Consider the following 20,250-nt stretch of genomic DNA (forward strand, 5'->3'; position numbering starts at 1 on the left):
ACCGCATTATTTTAGCAGAAATCTGAGCCTATAGCTTAATTTAGATCAGACAATAGCTCCCAAAATGCACAAATAATCGGTTCTTGCAAACGGCGTTGTTGAACACAAATACCCAGTTCAAACGGTGTGATTGGCTGTGGTAAATGTAGATAAGAAACTTGGTTTCGAACCGGACTATGTTGTACAACAACATCCGGCAACAGTGCAATTCCACAACCAAGTGCTACCATCGGTACAATGGCTTCGTGTCCCTCTACTGTGGCGTAAATTTTCGGCTCTTTTATTTTTTGTAATTTAAACCATTGATCTATCCGCTTGCGGGCAGGGCCTTCAACAGGTAATACGAACGGCATACTTTTCCAGTCGATCGGTGATTTTTGCAACAACTGCGTAGCCGTACAGGCAATTCGAGGAGCAATTAATGTGAGAGTGATATCATCAATATAGTGAAAGACGATATTGTTCGGGAGTGGTTCAGGCTTGCCGGTGAGTGAGAGATCTGCTTGCATCGATTGTACATTTTGTAGGGCTTTTGCTGGATCACCGGTACTTAATTTGATCTCCACTTTTGGATAACGTTTACGAAATTGTTCTAATACGCGAGGTAAGTGGCTATAAGCGGCAGTTACCGAACAAAATAATTTTAGTTCGCCTTCCAATTCTGTTTGATCAGGAGAAAATTGTTGTTGTAATTGTTGCCACTCTTTCCAACTCTGTTCGGCAAAATGTAAAAAACGTTCACCGGCATCTGTTAGTAATACTTGGCGATTATCTCGCAAAAATAGTGGTTGCCCGATTTCTTGTTCCATACGCTGAATATGACGTGACAGAGTAGAAGCGCTCATATGATTTTGTTCAGCAGTTCGGATAAAACTGTGAGTCTGAGCAATATCAAGAAAAAGTTTTAGGCTTTGGAATTCCATATTTCACCTAAAAAGTCAGAGTTAATTTCATTGATGTTCTGTTTAAAACGAATAATGTGGCATTCATTTTCTGTGGTAGGTTTCCAATTTATCCAGTTTTCAAGATTATCCTGATACAGACCAATGATTTTTTTGTTGAAACCGGAGGCAATATGCACAATCGCCGTATCCGGAGAAATGACCCATTCCGCTTTTTTGATTAACTCAATGCTGTCATAGATTGAAGTTGTTTGTGCATAAAGAAATACATTGTGAAATTGAGTGGATAATTCGGCTAGCAGTGGTGTCACTTCAGGGTATGTCAACAGCACAAATTGCTTGTGCGGATAGTGCTGATTAACATAACTGAGGAATGCTTGAATGTTTTCTCTATGGAATTTTCGTGAGTTTGCCGCACCAAAAAAGTTGACTGCCACAAAGTTATCAAGATGATTTTCTACTAAAAAATGCCCCACATTCACAACACTTTCCGTTTGTGACGGGATATCATAACGAGTATCGATATTTTCAAACCCACATTTTTCTAATGCGATACGATAAACATCTCTAAAATGGAGCTCTCCCTCAATGTTCAAGTTAAAAATTTTATATTGGGATTTTTGATAACCAACATAATTTACTGCCTTGATACTACGTAACAATATTAAATCTTTATTACGTAACAAAATGGTAGGATCTATCACAACGTCATATTTCTCGGTTGAGATAGCTTTGCCTGTTTTAATATAGCTACTTAAACTCTTAGGTTTAACTAAGTAAAATTTATCAATATGTGGATTTTGTTTAAATAAGGCGATATTTTTGTGCGAACAGACCACGCCAATTTGAATATTGGGATCGCCTTTTTTAATTTCTCTAAACACAAAAGAACTCACAATGTAGTCCCCAATTTTGCCGTCATGTCTTAAAAACAGAACTTTATGTGGTAATGCAGGTAAATTTTCCATCTTACCGTTATCGATGTCGATAAAGTATTTACCAATATGCAATCGGAGAGTTTGTAATCGCTTTTTAAATCGTTTCATCTTTGTTCGTCGGTAGTAATATCGGTTGATATGGCTGAATATCTAATACATAGCGAATCCAATTTCCAAAGCTATATTTTTGTTTGATATTCGAATCTAGAGAACGATAAGGTTTCTCTAAAAACTCAGGAATTTCATCAAAATTATCATCTAATACAAAAATGTTGTTAGGATGATAGAAGTCATATTTTACGATTTCTTTATTGGTTGTAATCAGTTTTTTATCATGACCTAGCGCTTCAAAGGTTCGGAGAGAAAGGCCTTGATGTTCATCAATAACAAAATCTACTAAGATTTTTGCTTTTCGTGATGCAAGTAAATTTTCAGAAAAAGTCTTAACTTGATTGTGTTCTAATAGTGTAATATTTTTGGGGTATGTTTTTTTACATTCATTAAATTTATTTTTAGGGCATACAACCTGTATATTGATATTTAAATTTGTTTGTTCTGCATAATCAGCAAACTGACATATGATCTTTGTTCGTGAACTATTATGACTACCTAAAAAGTAGAAGTCATATTCAGTAGGTTTTTTTTCTAGATCGTTATCAAAGTAAAAGCTTGTTGCGGGTAAAATATTTTCTGAGATATCCGATGGCTCAAAAGATAAGAAACGATCAAATAAATTAATATAATTATAAATATGTGGGTATCTTTTCATTCCATCCCATTGGTAATTAACTATTTTTCCATTTTTTGTTTTTTCTTTTATAGTCTTAACTAAGTCTACTGAAAAGTTTTGAGCTAAAAAGAATAAAGCGTAATCAAATTGAGTATTTCTATAATTATTATTAATCTTTAATATGAGTTTGCTAGACTGATAATTACATTTTGCCTTTTTTTCTTTTAGGATTTTTTTTCTAAAATGTGTTTTTATTCTTTCCCATATTGAAGGATATTCAAATTTTTCTATTTCTCCATTGTTATCGACTAATTTAACAACATTAAATCCATGATATTCCAAATTGTCTGAAATTAACTTAGATATTCCTAGGTTAGTCGAAATACACAGAATTACTGTTTTTTTATCCACCATTGTTATCCTTGCTTTATCGAGAGGAAAATTTGATAGAATTTAGCTAAATTTTATAGCTTGTTCAAGTAAAAAATTATATTATCAAATCAAATTATATCTTTTAGGGAGAAGATTTGTGAAACGTCTAATCGCCAGATTATTTGGGCGAAGAAGGGGAAATAGATCTCTTGAGCTTCAAAATGTTCGTAGTATTTTGGTAAAACCTATTGGTAATGCTGTTGGAGATAGTATTGTCCATTTAAGGCATATTGCTCAATTGAAGAAAGCATTTCCGCTTGTGAAAATCGGTGTGTTAGTGACTGAAAGAAGCCGTTTAATTTATGAAAATTCAAACGTAGTAGATGTTTTAATTGAAGATAAAGTACATAATTACTTTTTACAAAATTCAAAATGGGACGTTTATTTGGACTTTTTTCCTTCATTTACTACAAAGAGTATCATGCTGGATGCTATATTAAATCCTAAGTATGTTATAAATTTTGGTAAGAGGGATAAGAAATACTATAATTTATCTACAGTAAAAAATTATGACTTTTTTGTAGATGTACCTGAGTTATTACACTTTAAAGATTATTTAATGTATTCACCATTTTCTGAATATATAGATGATTCAATATGTTACGAAATATATATTCCTTCGGAATCTGAAAACAAAGTTAATCATTTTTGGAAGAGAAAAGAAAATATTAAAATTTTGTTAAATCCCCAAGGCAGTACTCGCACTCTTCCTGCAGAAGAACTTTCATTATTATTAGAAAATACAGAAGATAAAGGTTTAGAATTTATTGTTACGAATACAAATAACAGTGAAAAATATTTTGCGCATTTACCTGAAATGAGTAATCTATCCTTATCTCCAAAAACAACGCTATTTGAATATTTTGCTTTAATTAATTCTGCGGATATTGTTATTTCGGTTGATGGTGGAGGTGTTCATGTTGCTTGTGCTTGTGGCAAGCCATTATTAGCTTTTTACTCTAATAATCAATATACATTAAGTAAATGGGCTCCGGCTCCAAAAGAAAATGTAAGCTGTTTGACGCTGGTTGGAAAAAATAGATCAAATGATAATAATGAAACTGCAGGTTTTGATATGAATGAAGCAAAGCAGTGGTTGTATACTCAAATTCATCATTTAAGAAAATGATAGAGATAAAAAAACCTCCACAATTGTGGAGGTTTTTTAGCATCTTTCAAATTATTTTGTGCTTGGAATGCTGAAGCGTTTGTTGAAGCGTTCAACACGACCACCGGTATCAACAACACGTTGTTTACCTGTGTAGAACGGGTGGCAGTTACCACACACGTCTAAGTTTAAATCTTTACCCACAGTTGAACGGGTTTTAATCACATTACCACATGAACAGGTTGCGGTAATTTCTACATATTTAGGGTGAATACCTTGTTTCATTATAGAGAACCTCAAAAGAAGCCATATCGCCACTAGAGCATACTACTCGGCTGTCTAGCACCATATGTATTAACAATACGCCAAGCATATACTTGGCACCAAGAGAGCGTGCATTCTACGTCAATTTTAAATAGGTTTCAACAATTTCAATAATGTGAAGTAGATCACTTTTTAAGGCGATATTTTTCCATTACTTTGTTCAAATAGTGTAGAATATCAAGACTTTTAATGTCAATTTTTCTAGGAGTATCAATAATGGCAGAACGTAAAGAGCTTGCAAATGCAATTCGCTTTTTAAGTATGGACGCAGTACAAAAAGCTAACTCAGGTCACCCGGGTGCACCAATGGGTATGGCGGATATTGCAGAAGTTTTATGGCGCGATTTCCTTTCTCACAATCCAAGCAATCCTGCTTGGGCTAACCGTGACCGTTTCGTATTATCTAACGGACACGGATCCATGTTAATTTATAGCTTGTTGCATTTAACCGGCTATGATCTTTCTATTGAAGATCTTAAACAGTTCCGTCAATTACATTCAAAAACTCCGGGTCACCCTGAATACGGTTATGCACCGGGCGTTGAAACGACAACAGGACCTTTAGGTCAAGGTATCACAAATGCAGTCGGTATGGCGATTGCTGAAAAAACGTTAGCAGCGCAATTTAACCGTGAAGGGTATGAGATTGTCAACCACTATACCTACGCTTTCTTAGGCGATGGTTGTTTAATGGAAGGGATTTCCCACGAAGCTTGTTCATTAGCAGGAACTTTAGGTTTAGGTAAATTAATCGCGTTTTATGATGACAACAATATTTCAATTGATGGTCATGTAGACGGCTGGTTCTCTGATGATACTGCAATGCGTTTTGAGTCTTACGGTTGGCAGGTTATTCGTGGCGTAGATGGACACAATGCGGATGAAATCAAATTTGCGATTGAAAATGCTCAAGCAGAAAAAGATCGCCCAACCTTAATTATCTGTAAAACTATCATCGGTTATGGTTCTCCAAATAAATCAAATTCTCATGATAGCCACGGTGCGCCGCTAGGTAATGAAGAAATTGCATTAACTCGTCAAAATTTAAATTGGAATTATGGACCTTTTGAAATTCCTAGCGAAATTTATGCTGAATGGGATGCGAAAGCAAAAGGTCAAATTTCAGAAAAAGAATGGAATGCTAAATTTGCCGCTTATGAAGTGACTTATCCTGAATTAGCGGCAGAATTCAAACGTCGTGTTGCGGGCGAATTACCGGCAAACTGGGCAGCTGAATCTCAAGCTTTTATTGAGAAATTACAAGCAAATCCGGCAACAATTGCAAGCCGTAAAGCATCGCAAAATGCAATAGAAGCTTATGCACACATTCTTCCGGAATTCTTAGGCGGCTCTGCTGATTTGGCAAGTTCTAACTTAACTTTATGGTCAGGTTCTAAACCAATTCGTGCGGATATCAATGTAGACGGTAACTACATTAACTACGGCGTACGTGAATTCGGTATGTCGGCAATAATGAACGGTATTGCGTTACACGGCGGTTTTATTCCATACGGTGCGACATTTTTAATGTTCATGGAATATGCGCACAATGCAGTACGTATGGCGGCGTTAATGAAACAGCGTGTCCTATTTGTGTATACCCACGATTCTATCGGTTTAGGTGAAGATGGCCCGACCCACCAACCGGTCGAACAGACTGCGGCATTACGTTTAATTCCGAATCTTCAAACATGGAGACCGTGCGACCAAGTCGAATCTGCGGTAGCGTGGAAAGCGGCAGTTGAACGTAAAGATGGTCCGAGTGCCTTAATCTTCACTCGTCAAAACCTGGCTCAAATGGAACGTACCCCAGAACAACTTGCCAACGTGGCTCGTGGTGGTTATATCCTACGTCAATGCTGTGAAAAAGGCGATTGCCCGGATTTAATCTTAATCGCAACCGGTTCGGAAGTAGAGTTAGCGATGAAAGCGGCGGATGTATTGAGTGCCGAAGGGCATAAAGTGCGTGTGGTTTCCATGCCAAGCACTAATGTGTTTGACGCACAAGATGCTGCTTATCGTGAAGCGGTATTGCCAAGCTCTGTGACTAAACGCGTTGCGATTGAAGCAGGTATTGCAGACTTCTGGTATAAATATGTCGGTTTAGAAGGTCGTATCGTTGGTATGAATAGCTTCGGCGAATCAGCACCGGCAGGCGAATTATTCAAGCTATTCGGCTTCACCGTAGATAATGTTGTGGCGAAAGCGAAAGAAATTCTTTAATCACTTAAGATAAAATAAAGGCAGGATTTTCCTGCCTTTTCTTTTGCTTGATATTTATGGTTTTTAGGAAATTTTTTGTAAATTATTCGTCGAAAGTGACCGCTTGTCAGCTATTCGTTTTCATCGTCAATAAGTTCATCAGCACTTGAATCCGCTATTTCCGGAGGATTATCGCATAACCAATTTGCCAAACGGGCGTAATCGGCAAGTGATAAGTTTTCGGCACGAGCATTTAAGTCAATTCCTAATGCTTCAAGTTGTTCCGGGCTAAATAGTGTAGACAAGGCATTGCGCAAAGTTTTGCGACGCTGGTTAAATGCGTGAGTTGTTACGCGGTTTAACCAATAAATATCTTTAACCGGATACGGAAGTGCTTTATGCGGCACTAAACGTACGACCGCAGAATCTACTTTGGGCGCAGGCTTAAACGCTGTTGGCGGAACTTCCAAAACCGGCATAACTTGGCAATAATACTGCGCCATAATGGTTAATCGCCCGTAGGCTTTACTGTTCGGTGCGGCACAAAGTCGTTTAACGACCTCTTTTTGCAACATAAAGTGCATATCCTGAATTAAGTCGTGAAACTTAAACAGATGGAACATCAATGGCGTTGAAATATTGTAAGGCAGGTTGCCGAATACGCGTACTTTCTGGTGTTCGTTAAAGTTGAGACCGGTGAAATAGTCACGAAAATTAAAACGCAGCGCATCTTGTTCAATAATGGTCAGCTTACTATGTAAAAACGGGTGATGACGCAAGCGTTCGGCTAAGTCGCGGTCTAACTCTATGACAGTCAGCTTATCGACTAATTCACCGACCGGTTCGGTTAGTGCGCCTAATCCGGGGCCGATTTCTAACAAAAATTGCCCGTTTTGCGGGTGAATTGCCGCGACAATATTATGGATCACGTTTTGGTCGTGTAAAAAGTTTTGACCAAAACGTTTGCGGGCGGTATGCCCTAAATGTTTTTTTGAATTTGAACTCATTCGATTCCTTACAAGCGGTCACTTTCCCGCTGTTTTTTGCAAATTTGATAAAACAAAGAACCTCGCACGGGCGAGGTTCTTAAAAATAAGCGTATTCTACTAGTTTATGTATTTAATTTCAGCACGATTTTTCAAAGCTTTTACCCAGTCTTTGGATGCCGCTTGTGCCTGCTTATCGACTAATTGTTCATAAGCTTTTTGTAAATAGGCATCTTCGGTTCGATCTCCCTCGCGGGTATCGGTTACTTTCAGAATATGCCAACCGAATTGCGATTTAAATGGGGCGGAAATTACGCCCGTTTTGCTCTGTTTTGCTACTTTAGCAAAGGCAGGATCATACGCGTCTAAGAAGTTCCAGCCTAAATCACCGCCGTCAGCGCCTGAAGCATAGTCAAGCGAGTTTACTTTTGCTGCGTCTTCAAAGGTGGTTTTTCCTGCTTTGATATCCGCCACAATAGCGTTTAATTTGGCTTTGGCTTGAGCGTCGTTTAGTACAGGGTTGGTTTTAATCAAAATATGGCTGATTCTGTGTTCTGTACCGGTTATCGCTTTTAATGTGCCGCTCGCTTTCGCTTTTTCTTGCAACTGTTTGGCTAAATCATGGACTTCTTTCGGTTCTACCTGAATCGATTGACCGATTGCTTGATTGCGTACTTGTTCCATCATAATTTGATGAGCGATTTGTTGGCGGTATTGATTTAATGTAATACGTTGCGAATCAAGATAATCAAGTAATTGACCATAGGTAATGCCGTTTTGAACGGCAATATCTTCAATAATTTGGTCGACATAAGCATAGTCTACTTTTACGCCGGATTCTTGGATTGCACGTTGTACCAAATAATCATCAATCACACTTTCTAATGCGGCTCGGCGATTGGCTTCGGTATTGGCTTTTTTACCCAGTGCTTTTGCTACTTGGCTTTGCATAATCGGATAGCCGTCAACAGTCGCAACGACGCGTTCTTCTGCTTTTGCCCCCAGTGAAACAGCAAAAAGAGTACATGCGGTAAGTAATAATGATTTTACTTTAGTAAACTTCATTTTTTATTCCTATAACGGTAATTAACTTGGATTAAAGTGTTAATACTTTTATTTTAAGCTGAGAGCCACTCGGACTCTCGGTGATTTCTAACATAACGTTGCTTAGAATCAAATTTTATTAAAAGGTTCAGAGTGATTGAATTTTCTTGATCACATTGGTTGTAGAGCAACCGTTTTCAAAATTCAATACACGAACTTCGCCACCGTTTTCCCAAACTTCTTGACTACCGGCGATCTCCTCCGGTTTATAGTCTCCGCCTTTTACAAGGAGATCCGGTAAAATCTCACCAATCAGTCTTTGTGGCGTATCTTCTTCAAATGGCACAACCCAATCGACGGACGCTAATCCGGCAAGTACTGCCATACGAGCATCAAGATCGTTAATCGGACGGGATTCCCCTTTCAAACGTTTGACGGAATCATCGGTGTTGACCGCGACAATCAGGCGATCGCCGAGTTTGCGTGCATTTTCCAGATAGGATACGTGCCCCGGGTGTAAAATATCAAAACAGCCGTTGGTCATCACGATACGCTCACCGCGCTGTTTAGCTTGTTTTACAATGGTTTTTAAAAGTTCTTCGGGAATAACGCCAAAACCGGTTTCGGTACGCTGATGAATCGCTTGCTCTAATTCACTTGGAGTGACGGTGGATGTACCCAATTTGCCGACAACGATGCCCGCGGCGGCATTGGCTAAATAACAAGCTTCTTCAAGAGGGCGACCATCAGCAATCGCGGTTGCCAACACACTGATTACTGTATCTCCTGCACCGGTGACATCATAAACTTCTTTCGCTTGAGTCGCTAAATGGAATACAGGCTGATTCGGGCGTAATAACGTCATTCCTTTTTCAGAACGGGTGACTAATAAGGCAGATAAATCATAATCTGCAATCATTTTTAACCCTTTAGCCGTGATATCTTCATCGTCTTTGCAAACACCGGCAACAGCCTCAAATTCCGACATATTCGGTGTCAGTAATGTTGCGCCACGGTAGCGTTCAAAATCGGTTCCTTTCGGGTCGATCAAAACCGGAATGTTTGCTTTACGGGCGATTTGAATCATTTGTTGTACGGAATTTAATGTGCCTTTGCCGTAGTCAGACAAAATTAATGCGCCATAGGAGGCAATTTCTGCTTCTAACTTCACGAGCAGCGCTTGGCTGTCCACATTATGAAACCCTTCCTCAAAATCTAAACGTAATAATTGTTGATGGCGGGAAAGAATACGCAATTTAGTAATGGTCGGATGGGTTTCCACAGCAACACAATGGTTTTTAATATTGTGAGAGTTGAGTAATTTATCTAAAGCATTACCGGCATCATCTTGCCCGATTAAACCGTGCAAGGTAACCGGTACGTTTAGGCTGGCAATATTCATTGCTACGTTGGCGGCACCGCCTGCGCGTTCTTCAATATCCTGTACTTTCACCACCGGTACGGGCGCTTCAGGCGAAATGCGGTTTGTTGAGCCGAACCAGTAGCGGTCCAGCATCACATCACCGAGAACAAGCACATTGGCGTGGTTAAATTGAGGAGAATATTGCATCATCATAATGAACCTCTATCTTTTATTTTTCTTAATAAATTTCATTAAACGTTTACGTTTACGTAATTGACCCGGCGTCAGTTTATTTCGTTTACCGGCAAACGGGTTGTTCCCTTCTTGGAATAAAATACGAATCGGTGAACCGATAATTTTTAAACTTTTACGGTAGTAATTTGATAGATAACGTTTGTATGAATCCGGCAGTTTTTCGATTTGGTTACCGTGGATAACAATAATCGGCGGATTATAACCACCCGGATGAGCATATTTCAGTTTTACGCGACGGCCGTTTACCAATGGCGGTTGATGTTCGTCCGTTGCCATTTGTAAAATACGGGTGAGCATCGATGTCGTCATTTTTTTAGTCGCACATTGGTAGGCTTCTTGAATTGAACTAAAAAGGTTTCCTACACCGCTGCCGTGCAACGCGGAAATAAAGTGTACTCTGGCAAAGTCAATAAAATCCAAACGGCGGTCAAGTTCGGATTTGATTTGATCTTTGACATCCTGCGATAAACCGTCCCACTTATTTACCACGATTACTAATGATTTTCCGGCATTTAAAATAAAACCGAGCAGGGAAAGATCTTGATCGGATATTCCGTCTCTGGCATCAATAGTCAATAACACCACATTAGCGTCTTGAATCGCTTGCAATGTTTTGATTACTGAGAATTTTTCTACCGCCAGATGGACTTTGCCGCGCTTACGCACGCCGGCGGTATCGATGATGGTATAATCTTGACCGTCCCGTTCCATTGGGATGTAGATAGAATCGCGGGTGGTTCCCGGCATATCGAATACCACGACCCGCTCTTCACCTAAAATACGGTTGGTTAGGGTGGATTTTCCTACGTTCGGGCGACCGACAATCGCAATTTTGATATTTTTGTCGTCAATCGTGTCATTTTCTTCGTTCAGCGCTTCATCGAGCAGAGCTGTATCTTCTTCATTATCGAAATCGAAATCGCTTTCCCATTCGTCTTGTTCGGTATTTGCAAAATTTTCATCGAAACCGACCGCTTGTTCTTCGAATTTGTCGGCTAAAGGAGCTAAAACTTGTTCCATGAGTTGCGTTACACCTCGACCTTGAGCCGCGGCAATCGCTTCCACGTCGCCTAAACCTAATTGATAGAACTCGGCAATGTGTGAATCGGCATCAATTCCGTCTGTTTTGTTGGCAACCACAACAGTGGTTTTATCGCGTTGGCGTAAATATTGCGCAATGCCGATATCTGCCGGTAATAAGCCGGCTCGGGCATCAACTATAAACAGCACAACGTCCGCTTCATCGATTGCAAGGAGCGATTGCTCCGCCATTTTCTCTTCGACACCTTCTTCTGAACCGTCAATACCGCCGGTATCAATCACAATAAAATCATGCCCGGCAATATTCGCATGGCCGTATTTACGGTCACGGGTTAAGCCGGGAAAGTCAGCGACAAGCGCATCTCGGGTGCGGGTTAAGCGGTTAAATAACGTGGATTTTCCCACGTTCGGTCTGCCCACAAGGGCAACAACAGGAGTCATATAAACCTCAATTATTATTCGATAATTTGCAAGCATTATGCAAAATGGCGACATTATAGCGTAAATTGCGGGAAAGCGGATAAAGTAAAAAAACAAACTCACCGACAAGCGGTGAGTTTTGAAAGAAAATTTGCAAATTATTCTTCGATTTTTAATGCTTGGGAGAAGCTCTGTAGTCCCTTCACGTTACCGTGTTTTGCCATCGCTTGCAGAGCTTGGGTCGGTGCGTGTAGTAATTGGTTGGTAAGTTTGTAGCTCAATTCGTTCAATACTTTTTCACTGTCTTGCCCTTGTTGAATTGCGCTTAATGCTTTTTCAAGCAAATCCAGCCGAATCGATTCGGCGTTTTGGCGATAATGTTTGATCAAATTGCTGGATTGCTGCTGTTTCAACCAAGCAAAAAAGTCTTTCGCCTCTTCATCGACAATTTCTTTTGCTTGCTCGGCCGCTTGCTGACGTTGCGCTAGGTTTTGCTGAATGATATTTTGCAAATCATCTACACTATAAGCATAAACGCTGTCTAATTCACCCGCGGTTTCTTCAATATCGCGCGGTACGGCAATATCAATGAGTAACATGGGATCGAAACGGCGTTGTTTTTGTGCATTTTCAATCATCTCTTTGGTTATCAGTACTTCAGGGCTACCGGTAGAACTTATCACCACATCTGCTTGATTTAACCCCACTTGTAAGGCACTTAAAGAGAGAATTTGAATCGGTGCATTTAGCCGTTCCGCCAACATCTCGGCCCGAATATGGGTACGATTGGCTACCATGATATTTTGGGCACCGTGTTGAATTAAATAACGGGCAACCAGCTCAATCGTTTCGCCGGCTCCGATTAACAAAAAGCGCAATTTATGGAAACTGTCAAAAATTTGGCGGGCTAAACCGCATGCCGCATAAGCAACGGAAACTGCACTGCTGCCAATTTCCGTTTCAGAGCGTACGCGTTTGGCGGCGGCAAAGGTTTTTTGAAACAGACGTGACAGATTCGTGGAGATGTGCCCGCCTTGTGATTGGTAAAAGCTTTCGCTGTCTTGATAAGCCTGTTTAACTTGCCCGAGAATTTGTGGTTCGCCCAAGATTAAGGAATCCAAACCGCACGCAACACGCATTAAATGGCGGGTGGCATCCATATTTTGTTTGAAGTAAAGACATTCGCGCAGTTCGCTCTGTTTTAATTGGTGAATTTGTGCAAACCAATTAAAACAGCGTTCGCGCCAAGCAATATTATCAGGATGATCTTCTTGCGGTGGAATATCCGCTTGATGAAAGTAGAGTTCGGTACGATTGCACGTGGAGAGAATCACAACACTTTCTGCGAGCTGTTGCTGGCTGATTTGCTCAAAAGCAAGTTGACGTTTGTCTTCGACAAACGCCACTTTTTCACGCAAATTGACCGATGCAGTCTTATGATTGATGCCTAACGCTAGAATTGTCATTACTACCCACGAAACAAAAAATAAGGATGATTTGATTCCATCCTCTAAAGTCCGACGCATTCTAATAAATCCGTAAAATCTGTGCAAACAATTGTCATAATAGGTTTGATTTATAACAAACGGCTAACAAAATCATAACGCTTTTTCAGCTAAAGCTGGGTGATTTATCGCCATTGAACCGTGTAAATTTCTGCAAAATGCCAAAATAAACCAAAATTTGGAGTGAATTGAGATATAATACTTCACTTAAAATTTTAAAGTGTCAAATTTGTCAAGATTCCCTTTCTACTTTGTATTCAGGAGGACTTATGGTCGCGATTCGTCGTTCACACCTGCTCGAGCCTAGTAACTTTGAGCTGGCTAGTTGGAGTGCCGCTTTACAAATGTCGCCGATTTCCTTTGAAGAACTGCTGAATGCGTGGCGATACGCTCAAGAAAAGATTGATACGGACCAATTCCATTTAATGTGGTATGGCATTGAAATGGTCGAAATTTTACACGGCTTGAATATGGATGATGATAGCCTTGTTGCCGCATTGCTTTTCCCTCTCGTAAAACAAAATCTTATTGATTTAGCTCAGGTTAAAGAAGGTTTTGGCAATGATGTCAAAAACTTAGTGAAAGGTGTGCTGGAAATGGATTATGTCCGCCAATTAAACTCCAGTAATGCCTCCGATCTGCAAATAGATAATATTCGTCGTATGTTGCTGGCGATGGTAGATGATTTTCGTTGTGTGGTCATTAAGCTTGCCGAACGCATTGTCTATTTACGCGATGTCGACCGCCGTAGTGAAGAAGATTTAGTGCTGGCGGCGAAAGAGTGTTCGCATATTTATGCGCCTTTGGCAAACCGCTTGGGGATCGGACAGTTGAAATGGGAATTGGAAGATTATTGCTTCCGCGCATTGCATCCGAAAGAGTATCGCCAAATTGCCAAATTCGATTTAGCCGAGCGTCGTTTGGATCGCGAAGCCTATATTGCAAAATTCGTCTCGGATCTGACCGCTTGTTTGTCGGAACAATTGGATCAAGTGGAAGTGTACGGCAGACCAAAACATATTTACAGCATTTGGAAAAAAATGCAGAAGAAACATCTCAAATTCGATCAACTGTTTGATGTACGAGCCGTTCGTATACTGGTGCCGAAGCTTGAAGATTGTTATACCGCACTCGGGATTGTTCATACCAAATACAAACATATGCCGGAACATTTTGATGATTATATCGCTAACCCGAAACCGAACGGTTATCAATCGATTCATACGGTCGTGTTGGGGGAAGGCGGTAAAACCATTGAAGTACAAATCCGAACTCAAAAGATGCACGATGATGCCGAACTTGGTGTTGCCGCACACTGGAAATACAAAGAAGGTGCAACGGCAGGGCGTGCCGGTTATGAAGAAAAAATCGTCTGGCTGCGTAAATTGCTCGATTGGCAACAAGATATTGCCGATTCAGGTGATGTAATGGCGGAAATGCGCTCGCAAGTTTTTGATGATCGTGTTTATGTCTTTACACCGAAAGGTGAGGTTGTGGATTTACCGAAAAATGCTACGCCGCTGGATTTTGCCTATTCGATTCATAGTGAAATCGGGCATCGTTGTATCGGAGCAAAGGTTGCGGGACGTATTGTTCCGTTCACTTATATTTTGCAGATGGGCGATCAGGTTGAAATTATCACTCAAAAAAATCCAAATCCGAGTCGTGACTGGCTGAATCCAAACCAAGGCTTCGTGAATACGCCTCGTGCCCGCTCAAAAATTACTGCGTGGTTTAAAAAACTGGACCGTGAGAAAAATATTCCTGTAGGTAAAGAGATGTTAGAAGCTGAAATGGCAAAATATAACTTTACTCAGAAACAGATCGAAGAATTTGCGTTGCCGCGTTATAACCTAAAGCATTTTGATGATCTTTATGCGGCAATCGGTGGCGGAGATATTCGTCTTAACCAATTGATGCATTACCTACAAAGTAAATTAATCAAACCGACCGCAGAACAAGCCGACGAAGCAGTTTTAAAACACGTGGCTCACAAGGCTCAAAATACTCAGAAGCAGAATAAAAGCGGATTCGTGGTGGTCGAAGGCGTCGGCAATTTAATGCACCATATTGCCCGTTGTTGCCAACCTATTCCGGGCGATGAAATTGTTGGCTATATTACTCAAGGAAGAGGCATTTCTATTCACCGAGCCGATTGCGAACAATTGTTCGACTTACAAGCAAGTAGCCCGGAACGGGTAGTCGAAGCTTGGTGGGGGGAAAATTATGCCAGCGGTTTCAGCTTGACTATCCGTGTGATCGCCAACGATCGTAATGGTTTGTTGCGTGATGTAAGCGGTATTATGGCAAACGAAAAAGTGAATGTGTTGGGGGTATCCAGCCGTACCGATACTAAACGTAGCTTGGCAACGATTGATATTGAAATCGAATTAAACAATATTCAGCTGCTACCGAAACTTCTAGCCCGCATTCTTCAACTTGATGATGTGATTGAAGCGAAGCGTTTATCAAATTAATGATATAGGTTCTCTATTAAGTATAAGAGAATAAAAGGAATAATATGAAAAAACTCGTTATCCTCGGTTCAACCGGATCTATTGGTACCAGCACTTTATCCGTGGTGGAACAAAATGCCGATAAATATCAGATCTTCGCCCTTGTCGGTGGGAAAAATGTGGCATTAATGGCAGCGCAATGTGAGAAGTTTCAACCGCCGTTTGCAGCAATGGATGATGAAACTTCAGCCAAGGCGCTGGCAAAGATACTCGCAGAAGACAATATTAAAACCGAAGTCCTTGCCGGTCAAAAAGCAATTTGCGCACTCGCTTCACATCCTGACGTGGATATGGTAATGGCCGCAATTGTTGGGGCAGCAGGTTTGCTTCCTACCTTATCTGCCGTAAAAGCGGGTAAGCAGGTGTTGTTGGCAAACAAAGAGAGTTTGGTTACCTGTGGTCAGATTTTTATTGATGAGGCACGTAAATCCGGTGCGAAATTATTGCCGGTAGATAGTGAACACAATGCAATTTTCCAATCGCTACCACCGGAAGCGCAGAATAAAGTCGGTTTCTGCCCACTTGCTGAACTTGGTGTGAGTAAAATCATTTTAACCGGTTCCGGCGGTCCGTTCCGGATGAAACCGTTAAAAGAATTTGCCGCAATTACGCCGGCACAAGCGGTCGCACATCCGAATTGGTCAATGGGTAAAAAAATCTCGGTGGATTCCGCGACGATGATGAATAAAGGATTGGAATATATTGAAGCGCGTTGGTTATTTAATGCTGCTGAGCAAGAGATGGAAATTATCATTCATCCGCAGTCTATTATTCATTCCATGGTACGTTATATTGATGGTTCGGTTATTGCTCAAATGGGAAATCCGGATATGCGGATACCTATTGCACATACCATGGCGTACCCGAATCGCATTAATGCCGGTGCTGCCTCGTTAGATTTCTTTAAATTGAAAGAGCTGACCTTTATCGAACCGGATTTTGCCCGTTATCCGAACTTAAAATTAGCCATAGAAGCATTTGCGGAAGGGCAGTACGCTACCACCGCGATGAATGCGGCAAATGAAATTGCGGTAGAGGCTTTTTTAAATGAGCGGATTCGTTTTGTCGATATTATCGCGGTTAACCGTTCGGTGGTTGAAAATATTGCTCCGATTGAGGTGAAATCCATTGATGATGTATTACATATCGATCGCCTTGCTCGTGACTTGGCAACACAGGCTGTTTTACAGTTATAGCCTTTTAACAAGCGGTCTTTTTGGGCTGATTTTTTGCAAAAAAATGCGTCAAACGGACCGCTTGGTCTTACAAACAAAAACGCCACTCTTCCGAGCGGCGTTTGTTATCTCACAAAATAGCGATTAGCCTTTGTAGTTGTGAACTAATGCAACTAAGTCTAATACTTTGTTTGAGTAACCGGTTTCGTTATCGTACCAGGAAACTAATTTAACGAAAGTATCCGTTAATGCGATACCTGCTGCTGCGTCGAATACGGAAGTTTCGATAGCGCCGTTGAAGTCAGTAGAAACTACCGCATCTTCAGTATAGCCTAAAACACCTTTCATTTCGTTTTCAGAAGCACGTTTGATTTCTGCACAGATTTCAGCATAAGTAGCCGGTTTTTCTAAGTTAACGGTTAAGTCAACAACAGAAACGTTCGCAGTAGGAACACGGAACGCCATACCGGTTAATTTACCGTTTAATGCTGGTAATACTTTACCTACCGCTTTTGCAGCGCCGGTTGATGAAGGGATGATGTTTTGTGATGCACCACGACCACCACGCCAGTCTTTCGCTGATGGACCGTCTACGGTTTTTTGAGTTGCTGTCGTTGCGTGAACAGTGGTCATTAAACCTTCTTTGATGCCGAATTTGTTATGAATAACTTTAGCTAAAGGCGCTAAGCAGTTTGTTGTACAAGAAGCGTTAGAAACGATATCTTGACCTGCATAAGCGTCGAAGTTTACGCCGTTAACAAACATTGGAGTGTTGTCTTTAGATGGGCCTGTTAGTACAACTTTTTTCGCACCTGCTGTGATGTGTTTACGAGCTGTGGCGTCATCTAAGAATAAACCGGTTGCTTCAACAGCGATATCAACACCGATTTCGTTCCATTTTAAGTTAGCCGGGTCACGCTCAGAAGTTACACGGATCTCTTTACCGTTAACCACTAATTTGCCGTCTTTAACTTCTACAGAACCGTCGAAACGACCGTGAGTTGAATCATATTTCAACATGTAAGCCATGTAGTCAACGTCGATTAAGTCGTTGATACCTACAACTTCGATATCATCGCGTTGTTGAGCAGCACGGAATACGATACGACCGATACGACCGAAGCCGTTAATACCAATTTTAATTGCCATAGAGTTTCTACCTATATTAAAGTTAAACAAAATTGTTCCTTCCTTGTTATCGGAGAGACCGGATGATTATAACATAATCTTTCCTCCCACTGACAACCGAAAGAACGTCAACGAATATAACAGATAAATTTTGTGTGATCTATGTCAAATTTCTGAAAAAGGATTATTGAAAATCATAGAAAAGTGTAGAATGGCTGAAAAAGCAAAATGAGTAGGAGGGGAAAAAATGATTAAAGATATTGAAGAACTCACTGATGAACAAGTGGAAATTTGCTTACACAGTGGTACGGAAAAGCCTTTTAGCGGTAAATTTTTAAATGAAGATCGTGTCGGTACTTACCGTTGTGTACGTTGTCATAACGCACTGTTCCGATCTGATACGAAATTTGACGCAGGTTGTGGTTGGCCGAGTTTTTATGAGGCGATTTCTGAGAATTCCTTGCGTTATTTAGACGACTACAGCTTAGGGCGTCACCGTATCGAGATTCGTTGTGGTCACTGTGACTCCCATATGGGGCATATGTTTCACGATGGACCTCCTCCAACAGGTTTGCGCTTCTGTTTAAACTCAGTGGCACTGAATTTTAAATGGGATGAAACCGGCGAAGAGATTGACGGTTAATTCCTGGTAAAAATTGAAATGGATTCCCCATTCTATCCATCCCTTGCTTACGAGGACGGTTGTGGGGAATCTAAATTTTTTTAAACATTTTGAGTGCCTTACAACGGCGCTTATCCATTTCGACCCGAATATTCGCTTTTTCAAAGCCGTCTTTAATCACTGTTTGTACATCAATTTGGTTGGCAATTGCATAAAGCTGTTTTGCATAGGCTGCTTGCGGATATTCTCTCTTTTCAAAGCCTAAACGTCCTTTGGTGTCTGCTTCGCAAACCAATAAAAAATCAAAAAAACGTTCGGGTTTACGCCATACGTCTAATTGATTAAATAACTTCACCACGGTTTCAGGGCGTAGCTCTTTGATTTTATGGCTATGGGTGTGAAACTCCGTGACTAACTTGGCAAACGCCTTCGTGTGTGCAGGTACTTTTAAGCGATTTGCCAGCTGTTCTGTTGGGGCAACGCCTTTCTGTTCGTGTCCGTAATGGTGGGGAAGAATATCCTTTGGGGTTAAGGCTTTACCAAGATCGTGACAGAGTGCGGCAAATAACACGCTTTCAGGATCATTTGCTCGTACGGCTAATTTTTTCGCCTGTTCCACAACCATCAAAGTATGAACGCCACTATCAATTTCAGGGTGATGTTTTTCAGGTTGCGGAACGCCAAAGAGGGCATCAACTTCAGGAAATAGCACGTTCAATGCCCCGACTTGTCGTAGCACTTGGAAATAGATGTGTGGCGTTTCGGTGGCGAAAGCTTTTTGGGTTTCCAACCAAACACGTTCTGCCGTTAAATGAGCTAACTCACCGCAAGCGGTCATTTCTCGCATTAATTTTACCGTTTCGGGTGCAATCCGAAATCCGAGAGAATGGAAACGTGCGGCAAAGCGAGCAACACGCAAAACGCGTAGCGGATCTTCTGCAAATGCTGGGGAAACATGACGAAGCAGACGATGTTCTAGATCAGAAATGCCCCCGTAAAAATCGTGGTAGTTTCCTTCAAGATCTTGAGCAATCGCATTAATCGTGAGATCACGGCGGATCAAGTCTTGTTCAAGAGTAACATCAGGGGGGAAGTCGCAGATAAAGCCGTTATAGCCGTTGCCGTTTTTGCGCTCGGTACGGGCAAGGGCATATTCTTCTTTGGTTTTAGGGTGTAAAAATACGGGAAAATCGTTACCGACTTGTTGATAGCCTTGAGCTAAAAGCTGTTCGGGCGTTGCACCGACAATCAGCCAATCACGATCTTTGACCGCTAAACCGAGCAGTTGATCTCGCACCGCTCCGCCGACAAGGTAGATTTGCATAGGTTAAATCCTTTCCTGTATGCCCCCAAACTCTTCCGTCAATTTTTCTGTAAACAGACGTAATTCTTCCGTCATTAACAGAAAATCCGCATCAAAACGTTGGGCTTTATCTTCTTTCAAAATATCATCGTTCTTTTCACGCACTTCATCGGCGAATTTGACACGGGCAAGGGTGGCATCTTCGTTCAACACAAAAGAAAAATGATTTTCCCAATCTAACGCAAGTTTTGTGACA

General features: G+C 40.9%; 17 protein-coding genes. 5 read left to right on the forward strand and 12 right to left on the reverse strand.

Annotated elements, in window-relative coordinates; genetic code table 11:
• Window positions 1-35: 35 nt before the first annotated feature.
• From ilvY to ACEYJ7_RS06380, 3 genes are read right to left on the reverse strand one after another with little or no spacing between them, the layout of a single operon-like run.
• A complete protein-coding gene (gene ilvY, locus ACEYJ7_RS06370) occupies window positions 36-923 on the reverse strand; it encodes an HTH-type transcriptional activator IlvY (RefSeq protein ID WP_373778243.1) in 888 nt (295 codons plus the stop codon).
• Window positions 905-1,948 carry a glycosyltransferase family 9 protein gene (locus tag ACEYJ7_RS06375; protein WP_373778244.1) on the reverse strand — a complete coding sequence of 348 codons (1,044 nt, stop codon included), beginning with the start codon at window positions 1,946-1,948 and terminating at the stop codon, window positions 905-907. Before ACEYJ7_RS06375 ends, ilvY begins: the two co-directional genes overlap by 19 nt.
• Window positions 1,935-2,984: a hypothetical protein gene (locus ACEYJ7_RS06380; RefSeq protein WP_373778245.1), complete on the reverse strand. Its 1,050-nt coding sequence runs from the start codon at window positions 2,982-2,984 to the stop codon at window positions 1,935-1,937. Before ACEYJ7_RS06380 ends, ACEYJ7_RS06375 begins: the two co-directional genes overlap by 14 nt.
• 115 nt (window positions 2,985-3,099) lie before the next feature.
• Between ACEYJ7_RS06380 and ACEYJ7_RS06385 the strand changes: the two genes are divergently transcribed.
• Window positions 3,100-4,131, forward strand: a complete 1,032-nt coding sequence (locus tag ACEYJ7_RS06385; protein WP_373778246.1) for a glycosyltransferase family 9 protein — start codon at window positions 3,100-3,102, stop codon at window positions 4,129-4,131.
• A gap of 51 nt (window positions 4,132-4,182) precedes the next feature.
• Here ACEYJ7_RS06385 and rpmE read toward each other — a convergent pair whose 3' ends face one another.
• A complete protein-coding gene (rpmE, locus tag ACEYJ7_RS06390) occupies window positions 4,183-4,395 on the reverse strand; it encodes a 50S ribosomal protein L31 (protein ID WP_111750308.1) in 213 nt (70 codons plus the stop codon).
• 255 nt (window positions 4,396-4,650) lie between these two features.
• Between rpmE and tkt the strand changes: the two genes are divergently transcribed.
• Window positions 4,651-6,657: a transketolase gene (tkt, locus tag ACEYJ7_RS06395; protein ID WP_373778247.1), complete on the forward strand. Its 2,007-nt coding sequence runs from the start codon at window positions 4,651-4,653 to the stop codon at window positions 6,655-6,657.
• A gap of 110 nt (window positions 6,658-6,767) precedes the next feature.
• Here the strand turns inward: tkt and rsmA are convergent, their stop codons facing one another.
• The 5 genes from rsmA to hemA form a co-directional block, all read right to left on the reverse strand.
• On the reverse strand, window positions 6,768-7,643 hold the full coding sequence (gene rsmA / locus ACEYJ7_RS06400; protein WP_373778248.1) for a 16S rRNA (adenine(1518)-N(6)/adenine(1519)-N(6))-dimethyltransferase RsmA: 876 nt from the start codon (window positions 7,641-7,643) through the stop codon (window positions 6,768-6,770).
• A 99-nt stretch (window positions 7,644-7,742) separates the two neighbouring features.
• Window positions 7,743-8,687, reverse strand: a complete 945-nt coding sequence (locus tag ACEYJ7_RS06405; RefSeq protein ID WP_373778249.1) for a peptidylprolyl isomerase — start codon at window positions 8,685-8,687, stop codon at window positions 7,743-7,745.
• A 127-nt stretch (window positions 8,688-8,814) separates the two neighbouring features.
• Window positions 8,815-10,242, reverse strand: a complete 1,428-nt coding sequence (gene hldE, locus ACEYJ7_RS06410; RefSeq protein ID WP_373778250.1) for a bifunctional D-glycero-beta-D-manno-heptose-7-phosphate kinase/D-glycero-beta-D-manno-heptose 1-phosphate adenylyltransferase HldE — start codon at window positions 10,240-10,242, stop codon at window positions 8,815-8,817.
• Window positions 10,243-10,251: 9 nt separating this feature from the next.
• Window positions 10,252-11,766, reverse strand: a complete 1,515-nt coding sequence (gene der, locus ACEYJ7_RS06415; protein ID WP_373778251.1) for a ribosome biogenesis GTPase Der — start codon at window positions 11,764-11,766, stop codon at window positions 10,252-10,254.
• A gap of 137 nt (window positions 11,767-11,903) precedes the next feature.
• The gene (gene hemA / locus ACEYJ7_RS06420; RefSeq protein WP_373778252.1) at window positions 11,904-13,211 is read right to left on the reverse strand and encodes a glutamyl-tRNA reductase; all 1,308 of its coding nucleotides are present in this window, start codon (window positions 13,209-13,211) and stop codon (window positions 11,904-11,906) included.
• A gap of 308 nt (window positions 13,212-13,519) precedes the next feature.
• Between hemA and relA the strand changes: the two genes are divergently transcribed.
• Both relA and ispC read left to right on the forward strand, forming a co-directional pair.
• Entirely contained in the window at window positions 13,520-15,727 is a 2,208-nt protein-coding gene (gene relA, locus ACEYJ7_RS06425) for a GTP diphosphokinase (RefSeq protein WP_373778253.1), read from the forward strand.
• Window positions 15,728-15,771: 44 nt separating this feature from the next.
• Window positions 15,772-16,962 (forward strand): 1-deoxy-D-xylulose-5-phosphate reductoisomerase, encoded by a 1,191-nt coding sequence (ispC, locus tag ACEYJ7_RS06430; RefSeq protein ID WP_373778254.1) that lies wholly within the window; start codon window positions 15,772-15,774, stop codon window positions 16,960-16,962.
• 123 nt (window positions 16,963-17,085) lie between these two features.
• Here the strand turns inward: ispC and gap are convergent, their stop codons facing one another.
• Entirely contained in the window at window positions 17,086-18,090 is a 1,005-nt protein-coding gene (gene gap, locus ACEYJ7_RS06435) for a type I glyceraldehyde-3-phosphate dehydrogenase (RefSeq protein ID WP_373778255.1), read from the reverse strand.
• Between the two features lie 226 nt (window positions 18,091-18,316).
• Here gap and msrB point away from each other — a divergent pair, with 226 nt between their 5' ends.
• Window positions 18,317-18,712, forward strand: coding sequence for a peptide-methionine (R)-S-oxide reductase MsrB (msrB, locus tag ACEYJ7_RS06440; protein ID WP_373778256.1), 396 nt, complete (start codon window positions 18,317-18,319; stop codon window positions 18,710-18,712).
• Between the two features lie 70 nt (window positions 18,713-18,782).
• Here msrB and ACEYJ7_RS06445 read toward each other — a convergent pair whose 3' ends face one another.
• Both ACEYJ7_RS06445 and rdgC read right to left on the reverse strand, forming a co-directional pair.
• Window positions 18,783-20,015, reverse strand: coding sequence for a multifunctional CCA addition/repair protein (locus tag ACEYJ7_RS06445; RefSeq protein WP_373778257.1), 1,233 nt, complete (start codon window positions 20,013-20,015; stop codon window positions 18,783-18,785).
• A 3-nt stretch (window positions 20,016-20,018) separates the two neighbouring features.
• The coding region (gene rdgC, locus ACEYJ7_RS06450) for a recombination-associated protein RdgC (protein WP_373778258.1) at window positions 20,019-20,250 on the reverse strand (232 nt) is incomplete at its 5' end.

It is taken from the genome of Glaesserella sp. (genome assembly GCF_041814905.1).
Lineage (GTDB): Bacteria > Pseudomonadota > Gammaproteobacteria > Enterobacterales > Pasteurellaceae > Glaesserella.

Coding starts and splice junctions, on each gene's coding strand:
- ACEYJ7_RS06405 (WP_373778249.1), bottom strand. CDS start 8,687: ATGAAGTTTACTAAAGTAAAATCATTATTACTTACCGCATGTACTCTT.
- ACEYJ7_RS06445 (WP_373778257.1), bottom strand. CDS start 20,015: ATGCAAATCTACCTTGTCGGCGGAGCGGTGCGAGATCAACTGCTCGGT.
- ACEYJ7_RS06375 (WP_373778244.1), bottom strand. CDS start 1,948: ATGAAACGATTTAAAAAGCGATTACAAACTCTCCGATTGCATATTGGT.
- der (WP_373778251.1), bottom strand. CDS start 11,766: ATGACTCCTGTTGTTGCCCTTGTGGGCAGACCGAACGTGGGAAAATCC.
- ilvY (WP_373778243.1), bottom strand. CDS start 923: ATGGAATTCCAAAGCCTAAAACTTTTTCTTGATATTGCTCAGACTCAC.
- tkt (WP_373778247.1), top strand. CDS start 4,651: ATGGCAGAACGTAAAGAGCTTGCAAATGCAATTCGCTTTTTAAGTATG.
- rsmA (WP_373778248.1), bottom strand. CDS start 7,643: ATGAGTTCAAATTCAAAAAAACATTTAGGGCATACCGCCCGCAAACGT.
- relA (WP_373778253.1), top strand. CDS start 13,520: ATGGTCGCGATTCGTCGTTCACACCTGCTCGAGCCTAGTAACTTTGAG.
- hemA (WP_373778252.1), bottom strand. CDS start 13,211: ATGACAATTCTAGCGTTAGGCATCAATCATAAGACTGCATCGGTCAAT.
- gap (WP_373778255.1), bottom strand. CDS start 18,090: ATGGCAATTAAAATTGGTATTAACGGCTTCGGTCGTATCGGTCGTATC.
- hldE (WP_373778250.1), bottom strand. CDS start 10,242: ATGATGATGCAATATTCTCCTCAATTTAACCACGCCAATGTGCTTGTT.
- msrB (WP_373778256.1), top strand. CDS start 18,317: ATGATTAAAGATATTGAAGAACTCACTGATGAACAAGTGGAAATTTGC.
- ispC (WP_373778254.1), top strand. CDS start 15,772: ATGAAAAAACTCGTTATCCTCGGTTCAACCGGATCTATTGGTACCAGC.
- ACEYJ7_RS06380 (WP_373778245.1), bottom strand. CDS start 2,984: ATGGTGGATAAAAAAACAGTAATTCTGTGTATTTCGACTAACCTAGGA.
- rpmE (WP_111750308.1), bottom strand. CDS start 4,395: ATGAAACAAGGTATTCACCCTAAATATGTAGAAATTACCGCAACCTGT.